17 protein-coding genes are annotated in these 21,020 nt (G+C 58.4%); 4 read left to right on the forward strand and 13 right to left on the reverse strand.

Translation table 11 applies throughout. The annotated features are described in order from the left end of the window. Nucleotides 1-17: 17 nt before the first annotated feature. Nucleotides 18-488 (reverse strand): transcription elongation factor GreB, encoded by a 471-nt coding sequence (gene greB / locus ABT56_RS04940; RefSeq protein ID WP_047877757.1) that lies wholly within the window; start codon nt 486-488, stop codon nt 18-20. 358 nt (nt 489-846) lie between these two features. Here greB and ompR point away from each other — a divergent pair, with 358 nt between their 5' ends. Continuing rightward, entirely contained in the window at nt 847-1,566 is a 720-nt protein-coding gene (ompR, locus tag ABT56_RS04945; RefSeq protein WP_047877758.1) for an osmolarity response regulator transcription factor OmpR, read from the forward strand. 3 nt (nt 1,567-1,569) lie between these two features. Continuing rightward, entirely contained in the window at nt 1,570-2,919 is a 1,350-nt protein-coding gene (gene envZ, locus ABT56_RS04950; RefSeq protein ID WP_047877759.1) for a two-component system sensor histidine kinase EnvZ, read from the forward strand. A gap of 73 nt (nt 2,920-2,992) precedes the next feature. Here the strand turns inward: envZ and ABT56_RS04955 are convergent, their stop codons facing one another. The 6 genes from ABT56_RS04955 to gmk form a co-directional block, all read right to left on the reverse strand. Then, the gene (locus ABT56_RS04955) at nt 2,993-4,363 is read right to left on the reverse strand and encodes a uracil-xanthine permease family protein (protein ID WP_047877760.1); all 1,371 of its coding nucleotides are present in this window, start codon (nt 4,361-4,363) and stop codon (nt 2,993-2,995) included. A 260-nt stretch (nt 4,364-4,623) separates the two neighbouring features. Then, complete coding sequence (gene recG / locus ABT56_RS04960; RefSeq protein ID WP_047877761.1) at nt 4,624-6,705, reverse strand: ATP-dependent DNA helicase RecG; 2,082 nt, start codon at nt 6,703-6,705, stop codon at nt 4,624-4,626. A 21-nt stretch (nt 6,706-6,726) separates the two neighbouring features. After that, nucleotides 6,727-7,431, reverse strand: coding sequence for a tRNA (guanosine(18)-2'-O)-methyltransferase TrmH (gene trmH, locus ABT56_RS04965; protein ID WP_047877762.1), 705 nt, complete (start codon nt 7,429-7,431; stop codon nt 6,727-6,729). A 78-nt stretch (nt 7,432-7,509) separates the two neighbouring features. Beyond that, nucleotides 7,510-9,615 (reverse strand): bifunctional GTP diphosphokinase/guanosine-3',5'-bis pyrophosphate 3'-pyrophosphohydrolase, encoded by a 2,106-nt coding sequence (gene spoT, locus ABT56_RS04970; RefSeq protein ID WP_047877763.1) that lies wholly within the window; start codon nt 9,613-9,615, stop codon nt 7,510-7,512. An 18-nt stretch (nt 9,616-9,633) separates the two neighbouring features. Beyond that, nucleotides 9,634-9,909, reverse strand: a complete 276-nt coding sequence (rpoZ, locus tag ABT56_RS04975; protein ID WP_007469460.1) for a DNA-directed RNA polymerase subunit omega — start codon at nt 9,907-9,909, stop codon at nt 9,634-9,636. 57 nt (nt 9,910-9,966) lie between these two features. After that, on the reverse strand, nt 9,967-10,590 hold the full coding sequence (gene gmk, locus ABT56_RS04980) for a guanylate kinase (protein WP_047877764.1): 624 nt from the start codon (nt 10,588-10,590) through the stop codon (nt 9,967-9,969). Between the two features lie 433 nt (nt 10,591-11,023). On the opposite strand from gmk, the gene ABT56_RS04985 reads away from it, so the two are divergent. Both ABT56_RS04985 and ABT56_RS04990 read left to right on the forward strand, forming a co-directional pair. Further along, nucleotides 11,024-12,046, forward strand: coding sequence for a glycosyltransferase family 9 protein (locus tag ABT56_RS04985; RefSeq protein ID WP_047877765.1), 1,023 nt, complete (start codon nt 11,024-11,026; stop codon nt 12,044-12,046). A 33-nt stretch (nt 12,047-12,079) separates the two neighbouring features. Beyond that, complete coding sequence (locus ABT56_RS04990; protein WP_047877766.1) at nt 12,080-13,141, forward strand: polysaccharide pyruvyl transferase family protein; 1,062 nt, start codon at nt 12,080-12,082, stop codon at nt 13,139-13,141. A gap of 89 nt (nt 13,142-13,230) precedes the next feature. Here ABT56_RS04990 and waaA read toward each other — a convergent pair whose 3' ends face one another. From waaA to ABT56_RS05020, 6 genes are all read right to left on the reverse strand, one after another. Continuing rightward, a complete protein-coding gene (waaA, locus tag ABT56_RS04995) occupies nt 13,231-14,502 on the reverse strand; it encodes a lipid IV(A) 3-deoxy-D-manno-octulosonic acid transferase (protein WP_047877767.1) in 1,272 nt (423 codons plus the stop codon). A gap of 111 nt (nt 14,503-14,613) precedes the next feature. Continuing rightward, nucleotides 14,614-15,651, reverse strand: coding sequence for a glycosyltransferase family 9 protein (locus ABT56_RS05000; protein WP_047877768.1), 1,038 nt, complete (start codon nt 15,649-15,651; stop codon nt 14,614-14,616). Nucleotides 15,652-15,655: 4 nt separating this feature from the next. Beyond that, a complete protein-coding gene (gene waaF / locus ABT56_RS05005; protein ID WP_047877769.1) occupies nt 15,656-16,684 on the reverse strand; it encodes a lipopolysaccharide heptosyltransferase II in 1,029 nt (342 codons plus the stop codon). Then, nucleotides 16,681-17,931 (reverse strand): O-antigen ligase family protein, encoded by a 1,251-nt coding sequence (locus ABT56_RS05010; protein ID WP_047877770.1) that lies wholly within the window; start codon nt 17,929-17,931, stop codon nt 16,681-16,683. The genes waaF and ABT56_RS05010 overlap by 4 nt, the downstream gene beginning before the upstream one ends. A gap of 4 nt (nt 17,932-17,935) precedes the next feature. Next, the gene (locus ABT56_RS05015; RefSeq protein WP_047877771.1) at nt 17,936-19,705 is read right to left on the reverse strand and encodes a bifunctional glycosyltransferase family 4 protein/polysaccharide deacetylase; all 1,770 of its coding nucleotides are present in this window, start codon (nt 19,703-19,705) and stop codon (nt 17,936-17,938) included. Nucleotides 19,706-19,886: 181 nt separating this feature from the next. Further along, nucleotides 19,887-20,750: a YicC/YloC family endoribonuclease gene (locus tag ABT56_RS05020; protein ID WP_047877772.1), complete on the reverse strand. Its 864-nt coding sequence runs from the start codon at nt 20,748-20,750 to the stop codon at nt 19,887-19,889. Nucleotides 20,751-21,020: the final 270 nt, after the last annotated feature.

A 21,020-nucleotide genomic window follows, 5' to 3' on the forward strand; every position in this document is an offset into this window, starting at 1 on the left:
TGGGTGTTAGTACTGTGTCAGCGGTAGCGGATACTGTTGACGAACCATTCTTTGCGCCCGGCCGGGGTGTTGACCACGAAGTCGTCGTCGACTTCTTTTTTGAGCATGGCCCGGGCCATCGGCGAGTCGATGGAGATATAGTCATTGCGGCCGTAGATCTCGTCCGGCCCTACGATGCGGAACTGGAGGGTATCGCCGGCATCGTTTTCGATTTCGACCCAGGCCCCGAAGAACACCTTGCCGTCCTGCTGCGGCGAGTAGTCAACGACCTGAACCTGCTCGAGGCGCTTGCGCAGGTAGCGCACCCTCCGGTCGATTTCGCGCAGGCGTTTTTTGTTGTACTGGTAATCGGCATTCTCCGAACGATCACCCAGGCTGGCGGCCCAGGTCACCTTTTTGGTCACCTCCGGGCGATCTTCCTTCCACAGGAAATCGAGCTCTTGCTTGAGCTTGTCGTACCCTTCGCGGGTGATCAGGTTGGTTTTCATGGTTCGGTCCGGCTCCTGAGAGGTTGATGAAAGCTGAACAGCTCGGTCATGGTGGTTATCCTCCTGCGGGACGAGGCCAAGATCAAGGGTTTACGCTAACATCCGGTATTGTTTTGGATAGTTCTTTGAATTTAGGTTAGTTTATGGGGAAAAGGAAAGATTTTTGGCCCGCTGCTTCCCCGCTTGGCAACGTGGCGAGAGCCTCGGTACGGACATACTCAGTAACAATTTTGCTTCTGTTTTGGCGGCAAAATTCAGCTACCCGCTGGGTCGCTCAAGTACACTAGCTACAGTTTGACAGATACCGTTTTAACAGAGACAGTTTCGATAGAACCTGTCTATGCAAGTAAGGTGAACTATGCAGGAAAATTATAAGATTCTGGTTGTGGATGATGACATGCGCCTGCGCGCGCTGCTTGAGCGTTACCTGTCCGAGCAGGGCTTTCAGGTGCGCAGCGTAGCCAACGGCGAGCAGATGGATCGTCTGCTGTCGCGGGAGAACTTCCATCTGATGGTGCTTGACCTGATGCTGCCGGGCGAAGACGGCCTGTCGATCTGCCGCCGCCTACGCAATGCCAACAACATGCTGCCGATCCTGATGCTGACAGCCAAGGGCGACGAGGTCGACCGGATTGTCGGGTTGGAAGTCGGTGCCGATGATTACCTGCCAAAGCCGTTCAATCCTCGTGAGCTGTTGGCCCGTATCCGTGCGGTGCTGCGTCGCCAGACTGTCGAAGCCCCGGGTGCGCCGAGCGTCGAGAGCAAGGTGATTGAGTTTGGCGAGTTCCGCCTCAACCTAGGCACCCGCGAGATGTTCCGTGGCGAGGAGCCGATGCCGTTAACCTCGGGTGAGTTTGCCGTGCTCAAGGCACTGGTGACCAACGCCCGCGAGCCGATGTCGCGCGACAAGCTGATGAACATGGCCCGCGGCCGAGAATATTCGGCGATGGAGCGTTCCATCGATGTCCAGATCTCCCGTCTGCGCCGGATGGTCGAGGAGGATCCGAGCCGTCCGCGCTATATCCAGACGGTCTGGGGCTTGGGTTACGTGTTCGTGCCGGATGGCAGTGAGGCGTAAGCCATGCGACTATCTCCACGCAGTACGTTCACCCGAACTTTGATTCTTCTCGCTGGCTTGCTGATTGCAAGCCAGATTTTTTCCTACCTTGCGGTTTTGAACTACGCCCTGCTGCCCAGCCTGCAGCAGTTCAACCGGATCCTCGCCTACGAAGTCCGGCTGATGCTCAAGGAAGATGTCGAGCTGGCCGATGGCAATACTTTCCATCTTGATACCCCGCTGCGCCGCCAGTTGCTCGAGCAGCTCGGGGTGACCCTGCATGCCGAGGACGGCACTGATCCGGTCCATGACGAGGAGCTCAGGGAGTACGCCAAGGCGACGGAAGTCGAGTATCTTAGCGAAGAGATGAGCAGCGAGCTGGGCTCGCCGACTCAGGTCAGGCTGGTGTTGGGTACCGACAGTTACGTGCTGTGGCTCAAGAGCGAGGCGATACCGGGCTACTTGATGCGGATCCCGCTGTCGGAGTTGCAGGAGGACGATTTCTCGCCGCTGTTCCACTACAGTTTGATTATCGCCTTCATGGTGATTGCCGGTGGCTGGCTGTTCATCCGGATCCAGAACCGGCCGCTGGTGGCCCTCGAGCAGGCGGCCTTGCAGGTTGCCCGGGGCGAGACCCCGCCGGTGCTGCCTGAGCGCGGGGCCTCGGAAATCCGTGCGGTGACCAAGGCGTTCAACAAGATGGCGGCGGGGATCAAGCAACTTGAGGATGACCGGGCCTTGCTGATGGCCGGGGTCAGCCATGATTTGCGTACCCCGTTGACCCGGATCCGGTTGGCGACCGAGATGATGTCGCCCGAGGACGGCTATCTGGCCGAGAGCATGATCAAAGATACCGAGGAATGTAACGAGATCATCAGCCAGTTCATGGACTACCTCAAATCCACCAAGAAGCAGGCCGAGGAAGACATTTTTCTCAATGCCCTGTTGCAGGAGGTGGCGGAATCCGAGGGGGGCTACGAGCGCGAAATCGATCTGGCTCTGGGCGATATTCCCGGGGTGATATGTGCCAACGGCGTATCGATAAAGCGTTCGGTGGCCAATCTGGTGGTCAATGCGCTTCGCTATGGCAACGGCTGGGTTAGGATTTCCAGCGGTGCGACGGCCGACCGGAAAAGCGCGTGGTTCTGCGTCGAGGATGACGGCCCTGGGATCGAACCGTCTCAGGTTGCCAAGATGTTCCAGCCGTTGACCCGGGGCGATGCCGCGCGCGGGACGGATACCGAGGGTACCGGGCTGGGCTTGGCCATCGTCAAGCGGATTATCGACCAGCATGAAGGGACGATACAGGTTTCCAACCGGCGCGAGGGCGGGCTCAAGGTCCAGATCAGCCTGCCGTTGCTGGTGCGCAAGTAGCGTGAACCTCGTCATTGTCTGATATGAAAAACGGGAGCCTCGGCTCCCGTTTTTTTATGCCCGTTATTCACGCTTAGTCGCGCTCTTCCGGCAAGATCAGGTTGAGGATGATGGCGGTGATGCCGCCGGCCGCCATCCCTGAAGATAGGATGCTCTTGACGATATCCGGCATGAACTGGAGGATTTCCGGTTTCTGGGCGATCCCCAGTCCCATCGAGAACGACAGGGCCATGATCAGGATGGCACGGCGGTCGAGCTTGCAGCGCGAGATAATGCGGACGCCTGAGGCGGCAATGGTGCCGAACATCACGATGGTGGCTCCGCCCAGTACCGGCTCGGGGATCAGCTGGACCAGGTTGGCAACCCCGGGGAACAAGCCGAGCAGTACCAGCATGCCCGCGACGAAGTAGCCAATGTAGCGGCTGGCGACGCCGGTCAGCTGGATGATGCCGTTGTTCTGGCTGAAGGTGGAGTTCGGGAAGCTGTTGAGAACAGCGGCCACGGCGGAGTTGATGCCGTCGGCCAGTACCCCGCCTTTGATCCGTTTCATGTAGACCGGGCCGGCGACTGGCTGCTCGGAGGTTTCCGAGGTCGCGGTGATATCGCCGATAGCCTCGAGCGAGGTGATGGCAAAGACGATGATTAGCGGGAACAGCAGGCCCCAGTCAAACCCGAGGCCGTACTGCATCGGCAGCGGGATAGCGATGAAATCGGACTCGGCCATCCGGGTGGTGTCGACCATGCCCATGAGCCATGCCAGTAGGGTACCTGCCGCCATCGCGATGACAATCGACGAGACCCGCAGGTAAGGGTTCTTGACCCGGTTGAGCAGGACAATCAGGCCGAGCACGGTGCCGGCCAGCATTAGGTTGTCGAGGCTGCCGAAGGTGCCGCCCTCGATAGCAGCATAGCCGCCGCCCATCGATGTCAGGCCGATTTGGATTAGGGTCAGGCCGATCAGGGTTACCACGATCCCCGAGACCAGCGGGGTGATGACACGCTGGGCATGCTGGAGAACCCGAGAGATCAGCACTTCGGTCAGCGAGGCAAACAGGATAGTGCCGAAGATGGCCGCCATCATGGTCGGGATATCCGCACCGCCTGCCTTGAGTGCGAGGCCAGCCCCGATAATCGGACCGAGGAAATTGAAGCTGGTTCCTTGGATGGACAGCAGCCCCGAGCCGACCGGGCCGAAGGTTCGGATTTGGATGAAAGAGGCAACGCCGGAGGCAAACAGCGACATGCTGACGATGGTGTTGGTATCGCTGGCTGGCAGGCCGAGGGCCTGGCAGATGATCAGCGAGGGGGTGATCACGGCGACGAACATCGCGAGTAGGTGCTGGGCGGCGGCAAACAGGGTTTGTGGCAGCGGCGGGCGGTCTTCGAGACGGTAGACCAGATCCGATTTCTGGGGTGTATCAATGGCACTGTGCTGGCGTGTCATGGCCGGTGGTTTCCTGATTGTTCGCCGGTATTCCCGTCTATCCGCGCTGAATGGGCGGTAGGGTGTGCAGGCCGGATAATGCTCTGTGATTGCTGTTAGTCAGATCCGGGCGATGCACCGAGAGTGGCGGTGGCTAGTTGGGTTGGCCGCTATTTTAGTGATCTACAACCAAAAAGCAAACGTTTGCGCTGTTTTTATCAGTAGCACGAAGAAGGTGCGGAAGAGCCAACTGCCATAGGCAGCTGGCTTGATAAGGGGGATCAGGCGTTGGAGTAGTTTTCGCGCTGGCCCAGCCAGCGGTCGATAATCGCCTTGGCATTGGCTGGATAGTGGTCGTGGAGGTAGCGGGCCAGCTTCTGGACCTGCGGGATCAGGTGTTGGTCGCGAACCAGATCGGCGACCTTGAATTCGGCAATACCGGTCTGTTTGGTGCCCAGCAGCTCGCCCGGGCCACGGATCTCCAGATCGCGCTGGGCAATCACGAAGCCGTCGCTGCTCTCGCGCAGTACGCCGAGGCGCTTCTGGGCCGTTTTCGATAGCGGGGCGCGGTAGAGCAGGACACAGTGGCTGGCAACCTTGCCCCGGCCGACCCGGCCACGGAGCTGGTGGAGCTGGGCAAGGCCGAGCCGCTCCGGGTTTTCAATGACCATCAGGCTGGCATTGGGCACGTCGACCCCGACTTCGATCACCGTGGTGGCGACCAGCAGGTGGAGCTCGCCGTCTTTGAATTGCTGCATGATGGTCTGTTTTTCTGCCTGTTTCATCCGGCCGTGGACCAGCCCGATCTTGAGCTCCGGTAGCTGGGCGGTGAGCTCGGCGGCAGTATCGGAAGCGGCCTGGGCCTCTAAGACTTCTGACTCGTCGATCAGGGTGCAGACCCAGTAGGCCTGACGGCCCTCGTCGAGGCAGGCGGCACGGATCCGGTTGATGATGTCCGCCCGGCGTGAGTCCGGCAGCGCCACGGTTTGGATCGGGGTCCGGCCCGGCGGCAGCTCGTCAATGACCGAGGTTTCGAGATCGGCATAGGCGGTCATCGCCAGCGTGCGCGGGATCGGGGTCGCGGTCATGATCAGCTGGTGCGGGTAGCGGCCTTCGTTGGCCCCTTTTTCGCGCAGCTCGAGTCGCTGGTGGACGCCGAAGCGGTGTTGTTCATCGATGATGACCAGTGCGAGATTGGCAAAGACAACCTGCTCCTGAAACAGGGCGTGGGTACCGACCACCATTTTGGCCTCGCCGCTTTCGATGCGGGCCAGCTCGCTGTCGCGGGCCTTGCCCTTGAGCTTGCCGGCCAGCCAGCCGACCTCGATCCCGAGCGGATTGAGCCAACTGGCAAAGTTGCTGGCATGCTGCTCGGCCAACAGTTCGGTCGGGGCCATCAGGGCCACCTGAAAGCCATGTTCTATGGCGCGCAGTGCCGCCAGTGCCGCAACCAGCGTTTTGCCTGAGCCAACGTCACCCTGCACCAGCCGCATCATCGGATGGGGGCGGGCAAGATCCTGTTCGATATCGGCCACGACCCGCTGTTGGGCTCCCGTTGGGCTGAACGGCAGGCTGCCGAGCAGTTGCTGTTTTAGGTTATCGGAGGTTGTCAGAGGCCAAGCGGCATGTTGCTGGCCCTTGCTGCGAACTGCCAGCATCGAGAGGTTCTGGGCCAAGAGCTCTTCGAGGATCAGGCGCTGCTGGGCGGGGTGCTTGCCGGCCTCGAGCTGGTCGAGAGAGACGTCCGGGGTCGGGCGGTGCATGATGTGCAGCGCCTCGGCCAGTGTCATCTGGCGGTCGTAGAGCCCCTCCGGCAGCAGTTCGCGCACCGCGGCTCGGTCGAGTAGGCGCAGAGCCTGATCGGTGAGGTTGCGCAGGGTCAGCTGGCGCAGGCCGTCGGTGGTCGGGTAGACCGGGGTCAGGGTCTCCTCGACGCTGAGCTCGGTTGGCTCAGAGAAGACCTTGTAATCGGGGTGGATGATCTCCAGCCCGTACTGGCCGCGCTTGAGCTCGCCGTAGGCCTTGACCTGCTTGCCGTCGGCAAGGCTATTTTTCATTGCGGCGTTGAAATTGAAAAAACGCAGGGTCGCCGTGCCGGTCTGGTCGCCGATTTTGACGGTCAGCATCTTGCGCTTGCCGAAGCTGATGCTGCTGTGGAGCACCTCGCCCTGAACGGTCAGGTACTGGCCGGGCATCGCACTGCCGATCGGCCAGATCCGGGTACGGTCCTCATAGCGGAGCGGCAGGTGGAACAGGAGATCCTGAATTGTCACCAGACCGATTTTGTGCAGTTTTTCTGCCATTTTGGCCCCGACCCCGGAAAGTTCGGTCAGGGCGATGGTATCGAGTAGTTGTCCGCTCATGCTATGGGATGTCCGTGTCGGTTACTTGCGTTTTTTGGGTTCGATGGCCTGGATTGCGGCCCACCACTGCTCGTCGGCATCGATTTGGCCGTCGGCATCCAGCGGCGGGTAGGCTAGCCCCTTGCGCTTGGCGACCTTGGCCAATACCGGGTGACCGCGCTCGAACAGGATTCGGTGGACGGTCTCGTCCGGCAATTGGGTGCGCTCGCGCTGGTACATTCCAGCATTTTGCCGCTGGCGCTGTGCTTCGTAAAGGAGCAGTGCGCTGGCGACCGAGACATTGAGCGACTGGACCATGCCGACCATCGGGATGATGATGTCCTGATCGGCCATCGCCAATGCTTCCGGGGTGATCCCGTTCTTCTCGCCGCCGAGGATGATGGCCGTCGGCTTGGTGTAGTCGACTTCGCGGAAATCAATCGCGGTGTCTGACAGGTTGGTTGCCAGTACCTGCATGCCCTGTGCCTTGAGGCTGCTTACGGCGTCGATCATGGAATCGTGGACATCGAGCTCGACCCAGTTGCGGGCGCCGGCCGAGGTGTTGCTGAGTACCCGCATGTTTGATTTTGGCCAGACGGCATGAACCTTGTGAACCCCGACGGCATCGGCGGTACGGATGATGGCCGAGACGTTGTTGGGCTTGTGGACCTCCTCCATGCACACGGTCAGGTCGGGCTGGCGGGTGGCAAGTACCTCGTGGATACGCTGGAATCGCTCTGGAGTCATTGTTTTCTACCTAAAGAAAACGCCCGTTAGCGGGCGTTTGTGTATTGCTTTGCGAGCCTGCAGCGGCAGACCACAGTGTCAGTTTTTCTGTCGAGATACCCGGACGACGTTCGGCATGACCCGGATCCGGCGCATGATGTTGGCCAGATGGATCCGTCCTTTGGTCGTCAGGCGCACCGTGATGGTGTACAGGCGTCCGTCCTTTTCCTCCGTTGCCAGGCCTTGGATATTGGATCCGGTCGCGGCAATGGTGTTGGTCAGATCAGCCAGAGCACCTTGGTGGTTCTGCATATCGACCTTGAGGTTGGTGACGAACTCCTGCTCGAAGTCCTCGCTCCACTCGACGGCCATGTACTTGTCCGGCTCGCGCTGGTAGCCGCGGATGTTGGCACATTCCTCGCGGTGGATCACCAGCCCCTTGCCCGGGCTGACATGGGCCATGATCGGGTCGCCGTGGATCGGGTGGCAGCAGTTGGCAAAGGTCAGCAGGATGCCATCGGCACCACGGATCGGCAGGCGCTTGCTGTGCTCGTCGAGATCGTTGAGCTCGTCGGCATTGCCCAGCAGGCGTCGGGCGATGACCACGCTCATCAGCTCGCCAAGGCCGATTTCGGCCAGCAGATCCTCGGTGTTGGCCAAGCGCAGATCGGCCAGTACCTGCTGGAGGTTGTCCGGGTTGATCTGGTCGAGCTTTGGCCCGCCAAGGGCATGGTTGAGCAGGCGTCGGCCGAGGACAACAGATTCCTCGCGGCGCATGGTCTTGAGGACCTGGCGGATCTTGGTGCGTGCCCGCGAAGTGACCACGAAGTTGAGCCATGCCGCGTTCGGGCGGGCACCCGGCGCGCTGATGATCTCGACGGTCTGGCCGTTCTTGAGCGGCTTGCTCAGCGGGTAAGGCTGGCGCTCGACACGCGAACCGACACAGGCGTTGCCGACATCGGTATGCACGGCATAGGCAAAGTCCACGGCGGTTGCACCGACAGGCAGTTCGACGATTCGGCCTTTCGGGGTAAAAACGTAAATCTCATCTGGGAACAGATCGGATTTGACGTTCTCGATGAACTCGAACGAGCTGCCGGCACTCTGCTGGAGCTCGAGCAGGCTTTGCATCCAGCGCTGGGCCTTGACCTGGGCGGTGGTGCCTGAGTTCTCATTGTCTTTGTACGACCAGTGGGCCGCGACGCCCTTGTCGGCCATCTGGTCCATGTCCTCGGTCCGGATCTGGACTTCGACAGGGACGCCGTGCGGGCCGACCAGTGAGGTGTGCAGCGACTGGTAGCCGTTGGCTTTCGGGATCGCGATATAGTCTTTCATCCGGCTCGGGCGAGGCTTGTACAGGTTGTGGACCTGTCCCAGCACCCGGTAGCAGGTATCTAGATCTTTGACCAGAACCCGGAACGCGTAGATATCCATGATCGAATGGAAGCGCTGCTCCTTGTTCTTCATCTTGTTGTAGATGGAGTAGAGGTTCTTCTCGCGGCCCAGAACGGTACCTTCGATCCCCGCGTCACTGAGGCGGCCCTCGATTTCGGCGTGGATCTTGTTAATCATTTCTTTGCGGTTGCCGCGGGCGGAGGCCACGACTTCCTTGAGGACACGGTAGCGGTTAGGGTACAGCGCCTCGAAACCCAGCTCTTCGAGCTCGGTCTTGATATTGTGGATACCCAGTCGGTGTGCGAGCGGTGAGAAGATTTCCAGGGTCTCGCGGGCAATGCGGCGGCGCTTGTCAGGGCGCAGGGCACCGAGGGTACGCATGTTGTGCGTTCGGTCTGCCAGCTTGATCAGGATAACGCGGATATCATGGGCCATTGCCATGATCATCTTGCGGAAGTTCTCCGCCTGCGCTTCTTTGCGGTCGCGGAACTTGAGTTTGTCCAGCTTGGATACCCCGTCAACCAGCTCGGCAACGGTCGAACCGAAACGGCTGTCGAGATCGTCTTTGGTGATCTCGGTGTCTTCGATGACGTCGTGGAGCAGGGCGGCCATGAGGGTCTCGTAGTCGAGGCGCATTTCGGCCAGGATACGGGCTACGGCAATGGGGTGGATGATGTAGGGCTCGCCGCTAGAGCGAGTCTGCCCTTCGTGGGCATCGCGCGCAACAAGGTAGGCCTGCCTGAGCGCCTCGATTTGAGACTCAGGCAGGTAGTCAGTTGCGACTTCTTTCAGGCTATCAAAAAGATACAATTCGCCCGGTTCCCTGAATTAACGGTTGTTGCCGGCAATGGCACTGACAGCGGCTAGTTCAGCTGCTTCTTGCTCTTGAAGCTCCTGGCGCTCGCGGGCATCAAGGATGTCTTTGGTGATCAGGCCTTCTTCGATTTCGCGCAGCGCGATAACGGTGTACTTATCGTTTTCTTCCGGAACCAGTGGATCCTTGCCGCCGGTTTGCATTTGACGAGCGCGGCGTGCAGCAATTTGGATTAGATCGAAACGGTTACCAATTTTATCAACTGCGTCTTGAACGGTTACGCGTGCCATGGAGGACTCCAGTGGTTAACAAATAAAGAAAGATGGAAAATTGTACAAAAATACGGGCTACTCTGCCAGTAGGGCAGTGAGCATGCTGTTATATTTAGCAGCTTGCTTGTCTTGCTTCAATCGTTCGGCGCGGATAATGGCTTTTAAATCCATCAGGGCAACGTCGAAATCATCGTTGACGATCACGTAGTCGTACTCGTTGTAATGGGAGATTTCCGAGCGGGCTTCTTGCATGCGACGGGCAATTACGGTGTCGCTGTCCTGGCCGCGGGCATTGAGACGGCGCTCAAGCTCTTCTTTCGATGGCGGTAGGATGAACAGGCTTTTGGCCGCTGGCATCTGCTTGCGGATTTGACGCGCGCCTTGCCAGTCGATATCCAGGAATACGTCGATTCCCTTGTCCAGCTGCTGCTCAATCCACAGGCGCGAGGTGCCGTAGTAGTTGCCGAAGACTTCCGCATGCTCAAGGAATGACCCTTGTTCTACAAGCTCAAGAAATTCTTCTACGCGAACGAAATTGTAATGAACACCGTGTTCTTCGCCTGGGCGCATGCCGCGAGTGGTGTGGGACACGGATACTTTCATGTCATAGGTCGGGTTAGTTTCCAGTAGGGCGTTGATCAGACTGGATTTGCCTGCGCCGCTTGGTGCCGACACGATGTATAGAGTACCTTTGCTCATTGCCTATTTTCACTCAGTGATAGAAGGGCGCGCAGATTATCACGAACTGCGGGCAATTGAAATTGGCTGATTGCTGGATAATTGATCTTTTTGATCTTCGGCTTCACATGTTATACGCGGGATCGCCACCCCCAGATGCTACTTGGATAAGTATATACCCAAGCCCTTCTAAAAGGCTGGTTTTCGCTGGTTGCTGACTCGTCGTCGTTGGTACCGGAGGTTTGGCATCCGGAGATTTGTCAGGATTTTCCAAAATGTGCCGGTTTTGCAGGATAAAAGGGCGGCGAACGTAGAGGATTGGAGCGGCTTCAGGTTAAACTGTGACCCTTGCCGCGATATGCCAACGTCTGTGTGGACGTCATATTGTGCGCTAATCTGGCTTTGTGGCTGATTTACAATGTTTGCGTATTTGGGATAACAAGAGTTGCAGGTTATGAAAGCGATAGTTAGTCGAATTCAGCGTTGGAGGGACACGGTGCGCCGCCAGCTGGGCATCATGCTGTTTGATACCAATCGACCGGTATCGATGGAGATGGGGCAGGCCCGCAGTATCTTGTTTGTCCGCAACGATGCCAAGCTCGGTGACGCGATTGTGTCGTCAGGCTTGATCCGCAAGCTGCGTAAATACCGCCCCGAAGTCAAAATTTCGGTGCTGACATCGGCTGGCATGGCTTCGCTGTTCAAGGACGACTTCGGTGTTGACCAAGTGGTGCACCTTAGTAAGCGCCCGAGCTATCGTGAAATCCGCGAGGTGGCCGAGGCCGTAGGGCCGGTTGATATGGTGGTGTCGCTCAATCAAGATATGAAGATGAAGGACATTTACCTGCTGCGCCAGCTCAAGTCGCAGTTGAATGTCGGCTTGGACCCGGCGGTCAAGTTGGTCAACGTCAACATCCAGCAGGCGATCCGCGATGTGCACTTCGCCGACAAGTTTGACCATCTGGCCAGCATGATGGGGATTGAGGGGCCTTGTGAACCGTACATGGTGCCGCTGCATCAGGCATCGCTGGAGAAGGTATCGGCCTTTCTTCGCCAGCGAGGCATTGAACGCTATGCGCTGCTGAACCCTTATGGCAGTGGCAACGAGCGAAAATTGAATGCCGAGAAGATAAATCAGATCATCCATACCTTGCAGGCGGATGACGACGAGCTGGCGGTAGTGATACTGTCGGCACCGGATAGCCGAGAGGCGATTGCCGCCCTGCCAGTGGAGTATTCCGAGCGGGTGGTGCATTTCGACCAGAGCGGGTCGATTTACGACGCGATTGCCGCCGTTGAGTTGGCCGAGTTGGTGATTAGCGTCGATACTGCCATTGTCCATATCGCTACAGGGCTTGGCAAAAACCAAATTGCGATCTATCGGGACGATAAGGATAATTTTGCTAACTGGCATCCAAACTCAGAACAGGCTAAGGTGATTATAGCGACTGAGGATATAAATAGTTTTCAGTTCTGAATGCAACGTTAGACCTCAACATGGAGTTAGTTGATGAAAAACGTCGTGTACTCGACTACCAGACAGTGGAACCCAGGTGATGAATTTATCCTGATGGGGACACAGTACCTAATGGAAAAGGTAATTGGTAAGCACAATCCAATTATTTATAACCGTAACCCTCAAACACGTAGAGCCAGAAAATTCGACCTGATTAAGGCCATTGATAACCTCGTTGGTAAAGATTTTGTTGAAAAGTTCTTGGATAACTCGGTAAAAGACCGTCCGGAAATGGATTACGCCGACATGGTGGTATTCGCCGGTTCGCCTGAGTGGCGCGGACGCCGGATGAACAAGCTGTATGAGTCGATCAATACTTACCAGCTGCCGTCCGTGTTCCTAGGTCTAGGTACTAGCGGCCCGTTCTCTTTCTCGCCGGAGCATTTCTCTGCGGCGGAAATGCCGGTGTTCGAAAAGGCCAAGCTGATCACCTGTCGTGACGAGGTCTGCCATGCGGGGCTGCAGTCACTAGGTGCCCACCACTTGCCGTGTCCGGCGCTGTTCTCCAGCCCGAGCTACCGCAAGGTGACCAAGGTTAAGAAGATCGGTATTTTGTACGGTACGAGCAGTGCTGTGGCCTGTAACAACGTGTCTGACGATACTTACCAGTTCATGATGCGTAATTACAAGGCGATGATCGAGCAGTTGTCGCCAGAGTATGAATTTGAGTTCATTGCCCACTACATCGATGAACTGTCTGATTTCAAGAAAGACTTCCCGGGCCACACCCTGCGTTATTCGTTCGATGCCAAGGACTACCGCGATATCTTCGCCGAGTACGATCTGATTGTCGGCTACCGGGTACACGGTATCGGTATGTGTGCTTCGATGGGTACGCCGGGCATCATGATTGCCCATGACCCGCGTGCGAGCACAGTGAAGGGCTTCTTGGCCGATATGGTCAACCTTGACTGCTCGACCGAGGATTTCATGGCGACGGTCAATGCCGCGATCGACGAGATTGCCGACCGCAGCGAGCGCCTGATCGCCCACCGTATTGCCACCGAGCAGGCTTATTTGGATCTGCTACGCCCGGCCTTGGCAGACTGCCAGTAATAGGCTGCTTGCCAGCCATACCGTGGCCGATAGGCGGTAGGAACAAAAAAGGACGCATTGTGCGTCCTTTTTTCGTTTTGGGCGAGGCTTCAGCGGGGGGGCATGATGCTGTCCAAGGTGCGCTGGTTGGCTCCGCGGTTGGCCTCGACGAAGGCCAGCAGGCTGTCGTGCTGCCGGGACATCTGCTCTGGGCTGTCCCACAGCTGGCACAGCCGGTGGGCGATCTCTGCGGGGGTTGTTACCACGGCCAGCCCGCCTGTTGCGGCCAGCGATTCGGTGATGTCGGCGAAGTTGTAGTAGCTCGGGCCGGTCAGGATCGGCGTGCCCAGCGCCGCAGGCTCTAGGACGTTGTGCCCGCCGACCTTGTCCCCGATGAGGCTTCCGCCCATGAAGCAGAGATCCGCCGCACCGATCAGCTGGAGCATCTCGCCCATGGTATCGGCGAGGTAGACCTGGGTTTCTGGTGCCAGAGTTCCACGGGATTCAGTCCGGCGCTTGCAGGCAAACCGCGCTTGGCAAAGGGCGAATACGTCGTTGAACCGCTCGGGATGACGGGGGACGAGGATCAGCAGGGCATCCGGTTTCGTTGCCAGGAGCTGCGCATGGGCCTCGAGCAGCTGCTCGTCTTCGCCGGGGTGGGTGCTGGCAGCGATCCAAACCGGGCGTTGCGGCCCCAATGTCTGCCGCAGTTGCAGGCCCTGTTCGATGACGTCCGGTGAGGGGCTGATATCGAACTTGATCGATCCGGTGACCGCTACCTTGTCAGGAGAAAGCCCGAGCCGGACAAAGCGCGCTGCATCGTCGGGGTACTGGCAAAGCACCCGGGTGAGGTTGCCTGCCAGCAGGTCAAAGACCCTCTGGAATTTGGCATAGCGTTGGCAGGAGCGCTCGGAGAGGCGGGCGTTGATCACCGTGATCGGGATGCCGGCTTTGGCCACGGTATGCAGGGTGTTGGGCCACAACTCGGTTTCCATGATCAGCAGCTGGCTGGGGCGGACGCTATCCAGAAATCCCTTGACGGCAAAGGGGAAGTCGAAAGGCATGTAGCGGTGCTCGGCTATGTCGCCGAGCTTGGCGGCTTGCTCGGCCCCTGTCGGCGTGGTGGTGGTAATGACAATCGACTGGTCCGGGTACTGCTGCTTGAGGGCGCGGACGAACGGGGTCACGGCAATGGTCTCCCCGACGGATACGGCATGGATCCAGATTGGGGCCTTGGCCGCGCCCAGCGGTGGTGTCTGGCCGAAATGCTCTTTCCAGCGGCGACCGACAGCGGGTTTGCCGTCGCGTTTCTTGTAGAGTCCCCACATCAGGAATGGCGAGGCGAGGCCGAGGACGAAAGTATAAAGCCTGCGAATGAGCACGGTATTCCCTTCTGTTGTGTATGGTTGAAATTGACCCGGGTGATAAGCCAGCTTGCTTTGGGTGTGCCTGGAAACAAACGGGAGAACCTGACGGCTTTCCCATTGTCTGGTTTAGCAATATGCGGCTTGGGGCTCCAGTGCCGCCTCCATGCCAGCGATGATTTGCTCGCTGTTAGGCACGGTGCCGTCGGCATTCATCACGATCTGGTGGTTGCCGTCCAGCGGGGTGTAGCGGAACGGCACGGTGGAGTAAAAAATACCGACGGTCGGGGTGTGGGTCGAAATAGCAACGTTGCGCACGCCGGTATCCGGCGCGACGACAAGACGGGCCTCGGCGACGAGCTCCACCAGTTGTTCTAGCGGCAGGCAGGGTTGGATCGAGAAGTTGTCGTTGGTTTCCAGAACGCTCAGGAACTCGCCCTTCTCAAAAGTGTTTTTGCCTTCTAGGTAAACATGGTGGTAGTCGGGGAAGCGCACGATGGCCTGCTCGATGAACGCCTTCATTTGCTCCTTGCTCAGGATTTTCGACTGGGTCGAGGCACCGTTGAAGTAAAGCACCTTCGGCATTGACTGCTGCTGGTCAAACAGGTCGAGATGGCTAGGGTAGCCGAAGTCCAGCGGGCGCCGCGGGTTGTGGCCCAGCATCTTGAGCATGTCGAGCATGCACTCCAGCTCCGGCTGGTAGTCGGAGCGGAATACCGCGATATTGTACAGCGTCCCGCACAGGTATGGCTTGTAGGGGAAACCGAACTTGAGCTTGGCCTTGCTGAACAGGGTCATCCAGTACGAGCGGTTGGTGCCGGCCAGATCGAAGATGATGTCCTGCTCCTCAAGCTGGGTGAAGTCGGCGATACGCTCTTTGAGGGTCAGCTCGTTCTTGCGGTGCTTGCCCTGCATGAACAGGGTCTCGTCGGCCAGATCCGACGGCGTCCCGTACTGGTAGTTCGAGACCCCGACCAAGGTGATCTTGGCATTTGGGAAAAACTTGCGCGCCTCGATCAGGAACGGGCGGACAATAACCTGATCGCCCAGCGCCGCGTGGCGAAAGACCGCGATTTTTTGGATTTTCTCGGGGGAGAAATCGTTGGCAATATAGCGTCGTGCCTGTTTCGATGCATAGGCACCGCGTTCAAACCATAGGTGTTGCATGCATTCATCCGATAAATTTTTCTACGGCTTGCAGAACCGTTGAGGGTGGTAGCTTGTTGAGACAGTCTAGGTGTTGCAGAGGGCACTCGCGCTTGAAGCACGGGCGGCACTCGATATCTGTGTGAACCATTTCCACGCTATCAGCAAGCGGCGGGGTGTATTTTGGTGAGCTAGAGCCATAAATTGCCACGATATTGCAGCCAACGGCGGCGGAGACATGCATCAGGCCGGAGTCGTTGCTGACCACGGTGTGGCAGGCCGCCAACAGGTCAACCGCCTCGATCAGGGTCGTTTCCCCGGCAAGGTTGTGACAGTGGGCCTGCAGTTCCGCTGGGAGCGTGTTGCGGATAGCCTCGGTAACTTCGCGGTCTTTGGCCGAGCCGAATAGCCAGATCTGCTGGCCTTTTTCGATTAGGCGCAGGGCAATCTCGGCATAGTGCCTTTCCGGCCAGCGCTTGGCTGGGCCGAACTCAGCCCCCGGGCACAGGCCGATAGCCGGCCGGTCGGTCGAGAGGCTATGGCGTGCCAGTGCCTGCTGTTGCGCTTGCGGGTCGACGCTCAGTGCTGGGCGCGGGCAGTTGGCCAGTTTGACCTGCTGCAACATGCTGTCCTTGGGATAGGCGAGGGCGACGTAGCGTTCGACCATGTACTGGAATACCTTGCGGTCAGGACGCAGGTCATTGAGCAGGCCGTAACGCATTTCGCCTTTCCATCCGGTGCGGGACGCGATCTCGGCAAATAGCGGGATCAGGGCCGATTTGGCCGAGTTTGGCAGTACGAATGCATGGGTGTAGCCGTTGCCGGCCAGGCTGCGGCCAAGCTTCCAGCGGCCGCTCAGGTTGAACATGCCGTGACCGATTGGCATTTCCAGGGCCTGGTTGATTTCCGGCATGCGCTCGAGGATCGGTTTGCACCAAGCCGGGGCCAGTACGTCGATGGTGGCTTCGGGATGCTGTTGCTTCAGTGTGGTGTAGAGGCTTTGTGACATCACCATGTCACCGACCCATGACGGGCCGATAATCAGAATCTTCATTGAGTGTGGCTCGGTTGCTCGATGCTATTGTCTATATTGTACTTTTCGATGCTGACCTGCGCAAAGAACACCGCCAGCATGAAGCCGTAGAAGGCACTGATGGTGTTGGCTTGCAGCAGGGCCTCGGTCAGGCCGTAAATCATGAATCCGGCAATGAATACGGTGGCGGTGAACCCCCACTGGCTGCGGTGCGATCGGTAGTGGCGCAGGAAAATCACGGCGGGCACGATCAGCATCATCAAGATAGTGAGGAAGCTCAGGCTGCCGGTACTGGCGAGCATTTCAAAGTACTGGCTGTGGGCATGGCCACGGTTGAGATCGCGGATATAGGCGTTGACCTTGCCTTCGGCATAGAGTTGGTGGTTCAGGGCCTCGCGGTCATGGTACGGCAGGCCGATCAGCGGGCTCTGCTCGAAGGCGTCAGTGGCTGCCCGCCACAGCAGGAGCCGGGTACCGCTCGAAGTGGCCTCGGCAACCTTGCCAGTGGCGATATTGGTAAATTCGACCAAGGTGTAGTTCATTCGCGCTTTGAAGCTCGGTGAGAGTTGGTAGACGGTGAGTGATGTGAATACCACCCCCAGCGCCGCGATAACCAGTAGCTTCCAGTTGGTGCGTTGCCAGTAGATAAGAATGCCGAAAAACAGCAGGAGCGGCAGGGTGAAAATTGCCCCTCGGGTTAGGGTTAGCAAGGTGGCAGCAGTAGCACAGCAGGCCGCGGTCGCCAGTGTTTTCTTCCAGCGGGCAAAGGGGATCAGGCAGGCTGCAAGGGCGGTCAGGGCGGCGGAAAGGTAGCCGAAGTTGATGCTGTAGAGAAAACCGTCCACTCGTGGCATGCCGAGGACGAAGAACTGGTAAACGGCGAGGCACAGTGCGCCGAGGCTGCCGGCAATGATCCCCGCTGAGAGATAGGGCGCAATATCCTGTCCTTTGAGGACCCGCGAGAACATCAGGTAGATTGGGATACACAGCAGCAGCCTCAGCCCCCCATCGAAATAGCGCAGGGTGGTGCCATCGAGGACCGTGATCGGGATATTGGCCAGGAAGTAGACGGACAGACAGGCCATCACCAGCGCGTCGAAACGGGTCAGCCGGATGGTTTTCCTGTGCTTGGCGAGATAGGTGACTGAAACCAGTACCATCAGCGCAATGACCGCCACGCTCCAGTTGTCCGTGGTCAGCAGCAGGGCCGGGACCAAGGCGATACTCAGTAGCGACAATGGGGTCGTGATATTTTTTATTGATTGCATTTAATTATTTCTTGGCTTTTCTGAAGGTGTAATTACCGCGAACCTTGCGCCACAGGCTGAAAACATCGGTTTTCGGGAATATGGCGATCCGGCGGATCTGGTAGCGGTCTTGGTGCAGTGCCAGCGGGCCGCTGTTGGTCGCGACGGCAAACTGGTAATCCAGCTCTGCCGCCAAGTCCTTGGAGTCCTGATTGTGGTCGCCGTACGGGTAGGCGAAGGAGCACAGCGGCTCGCCCAGCAGGGCTTCCAGCTCGGCCTTGTTCTGCGCGATTTCGGTTTGCTGCTCGTCCCGGCCAAGCTGGCTCAGGCGCGGGTGGGTCAGGGTATGGCCGCCGATCTCGATACAGCCCGAGTCGTGCAGCGCCTTGACCTCGTCGCGTGACATCAGGACGACGGGTTTCTCCGGGTTGTTCTCTACCTCGACATCCCACTTGTTGAAGGTTTCCCCGGTGACCACGTACACCACAGCCTTGAAGCCGTATTTCTGCAGCAGCGGCAGCAGCAGTTCGTGGTTGTCGCGGTAGCCGTCGTCGACGGTGATGATGATGTAGCGCTTGCCGTACTCGAGCCGGTGGATGAGGCCCTTGTCGGCCAGATCCCGGAAGGTCAGGGTCTCGAAGCCCATCTTTTTGAGCAGGGCAAAGTGCTTGTCGAGCATGTCGACATGCATGTAGGTGCCGTGTACCCCCTTCTCGCTGTCATCCTTGATGAAGCGGTGGTACATGATCACCGGGACTTCGCGCTGCAGTTTCTCGACGTAGACGCTCTGGTAGTTGTCTTCGAGCTGGTCGACGATGGCGGCAAGGTCGTAGTTGGCCTTGATGGCTTGCGCCACCGCTTGGTCGCAGTGAGGCTGGCTGAGGCCTTGCTCGACCAGTGCCGGGATGGTGGTGAAATCGATATCGAGGTTCTTCGGCCCGATATCGCCGAAGTTGGTGGCCATGGCGTCGGCCAGGTTGTCCGGGCCGACGATGCCGATACAGCGCGCCTCACCGATAGCCAGGGTCGGGCGGCCGCAGAGCAGCGCTTCCATCGCGACCCGTCCTGCCCCGATCACCAGATCGGAACCGGCCATGACGGACTGGACGTCATTGGTATAGCCGGCAAAGGTGACGGTATCGGTAAACGGCGCGAAGGTGTCGGTGAGCTCGGAGCCAGACACGACGCGGATATCGTACTTTTCCGCATCGAGGCATTCGCTGAGCAGCTTGTGGCAGACATCGCCCTTGGGGCCGGACAGGCGGCCGATAATGGTAATGACCGGCTTGCGGTTGGCCGGGGCCGGCTGCCACTGGAAGGTGCCGGTTTCAATGCCGTTGCGGCTGACGGCCATGGTATCGAGCGGCACGTCCAGATCGCGGTGGAGCTGGTCGCGGATGGCTTCGCAGACCGGCAGGGCCTTGTCGCCCATGGCATGGAATTTCTTGCGCGAGGCATGGACGGGCTGGCGGCCGTGGACCGTGGTCACCATCGGGGTGTTGGTCAGCTTGCAGGCGATATGGCAGCTCCAGCTCGAGGCGCGAGAATGGGCATGGACCAGCTGGATGTTGTGCTTTTTGATTAGGTAGATCAGGTAGGCGACGTGCCAGAAACGGCGGGGTACGCTGCGTTTGTTGAACCGCAGTTTGAAAAATGGCCCTTGGTGAGGCTTGGTTAGCGTGTCGGACACGTAAAACACATTGTGTCCACGCTGGGTCAGCTCGTCGCCGACGGTCGTTGCGTAGACTTCCGCACCAGTCACTTCGAGCTGGGATAGGGCCATTAAAATATTCATCAAATCACACGTATTTAAAATGTCGTTTTTTTATTAAGGACTCTCATTATTCATGATAGCCTTTGGATCTGCAACGCCTAGGGATCTGCTTCTATATGGTTAGGATCCCATTACTGACAAGCAAAAAAACGCCCTGCTAGCAGGGCATTTAGGAATAGACAAGTAGCAGCCTAAGCGGCGTTTACTCGATGTTCTGGATCTGCTCGCGCATCTGTTCGATGAGCACTTTGAGCTCGACAGCCGCGCTGGTGATTTCGGTGTTGATCGACTTCGAGGCCAGAGTGTTCGACTCGCGGTTGAATTCCTGCATCATAAAGTCGAGGCGTCGGCCACAGGCACCGCCTTTCTTCATGATTTTCTGGGTTTCCTTGACGTGTGAGTCTAGGCGGTCGAGCTCCTCGGCCACGTCACTCTTTTGTGCCAGCATGATCAGTTCCTGCTCGACGCGGTTGGCATCCAGCTCGACCTTGGCTTCTTCTAGGCGGGTAAGGATGCGCTCGCGCTGCCAGTTCATCACTTCCGGCATCATGCTGCGTACCTTGGCGGCTTCCGCCGAGATGGCGTCAAGGCGCTGTTCAATCAAGACCTTCATGTTGTCGCCTTCGCTGGCGCGGGCGGCAAGGAAGTCATCGACCGCCAGTTCAAAGCCCGCCAGCAGATCCTGGTTGATGGCGTCGAGATCCTGCTCGGGTGCTTCCATCACGCCAGGCCAGTTCAGTACCTGGAAAGGACCGATGCTGCCTTCGCCAGCGGCATCCTTCACCCATTTGGCCGCTTTGATCACCTGCTTGGCTAGCTCTTCGTTGATGGTCAGCTCGGTATTGGCGGCTGGGTTGATCTCAAAGCGCAGGCCACATTCCACCTTGCCGCGTGCTAGGCGCTTGCGGAAGCGCTCGCGCAGAACCGGCTCAAGGCTGCGGAACTGCTCCGGGAGGCGGAGGTAGGTTTCTAGGTAGCGTTGGTTGACGGAGCGGATTTCCCAAACGGCTGTTCCCCAGTCGGCTTTTACTTCGCGACGGGCATAGGCGGTCATACTGTGGATCATTGGCGGTTGGCCTCTTTGCTAAAGGTAAGAATCCTGCTGTTTTGCTGTCGGCTCGGGGGCTGCCAGCGTTGTGCTCACCAAGGGGCGCAGGCTTCATGGTGGCCTGATTATAGCACTCTCTATAAGGGTGTTTCAGTGCGAATTTAATAGCTTGGCTATCCGGTCGGTGATTATCGGCATTGCGTCACATCCTCGGCTGGCGGGGGCTGTGATGATAAATTGGCCGTAGCGGTGGAATATCGAGTGCGTTTTGTGTTTTTTGCCGTTACA

The sequence above is a fragment of the Photobacterium aquae genome, assembly GCF_001029445.1.
Classification (GTDB): Bacteria; Pseudomonadota; Gammaproteobacteria; order Enterobacterales; family Vibrionaceae; genus Photobacterium; species Photobacterium aquae.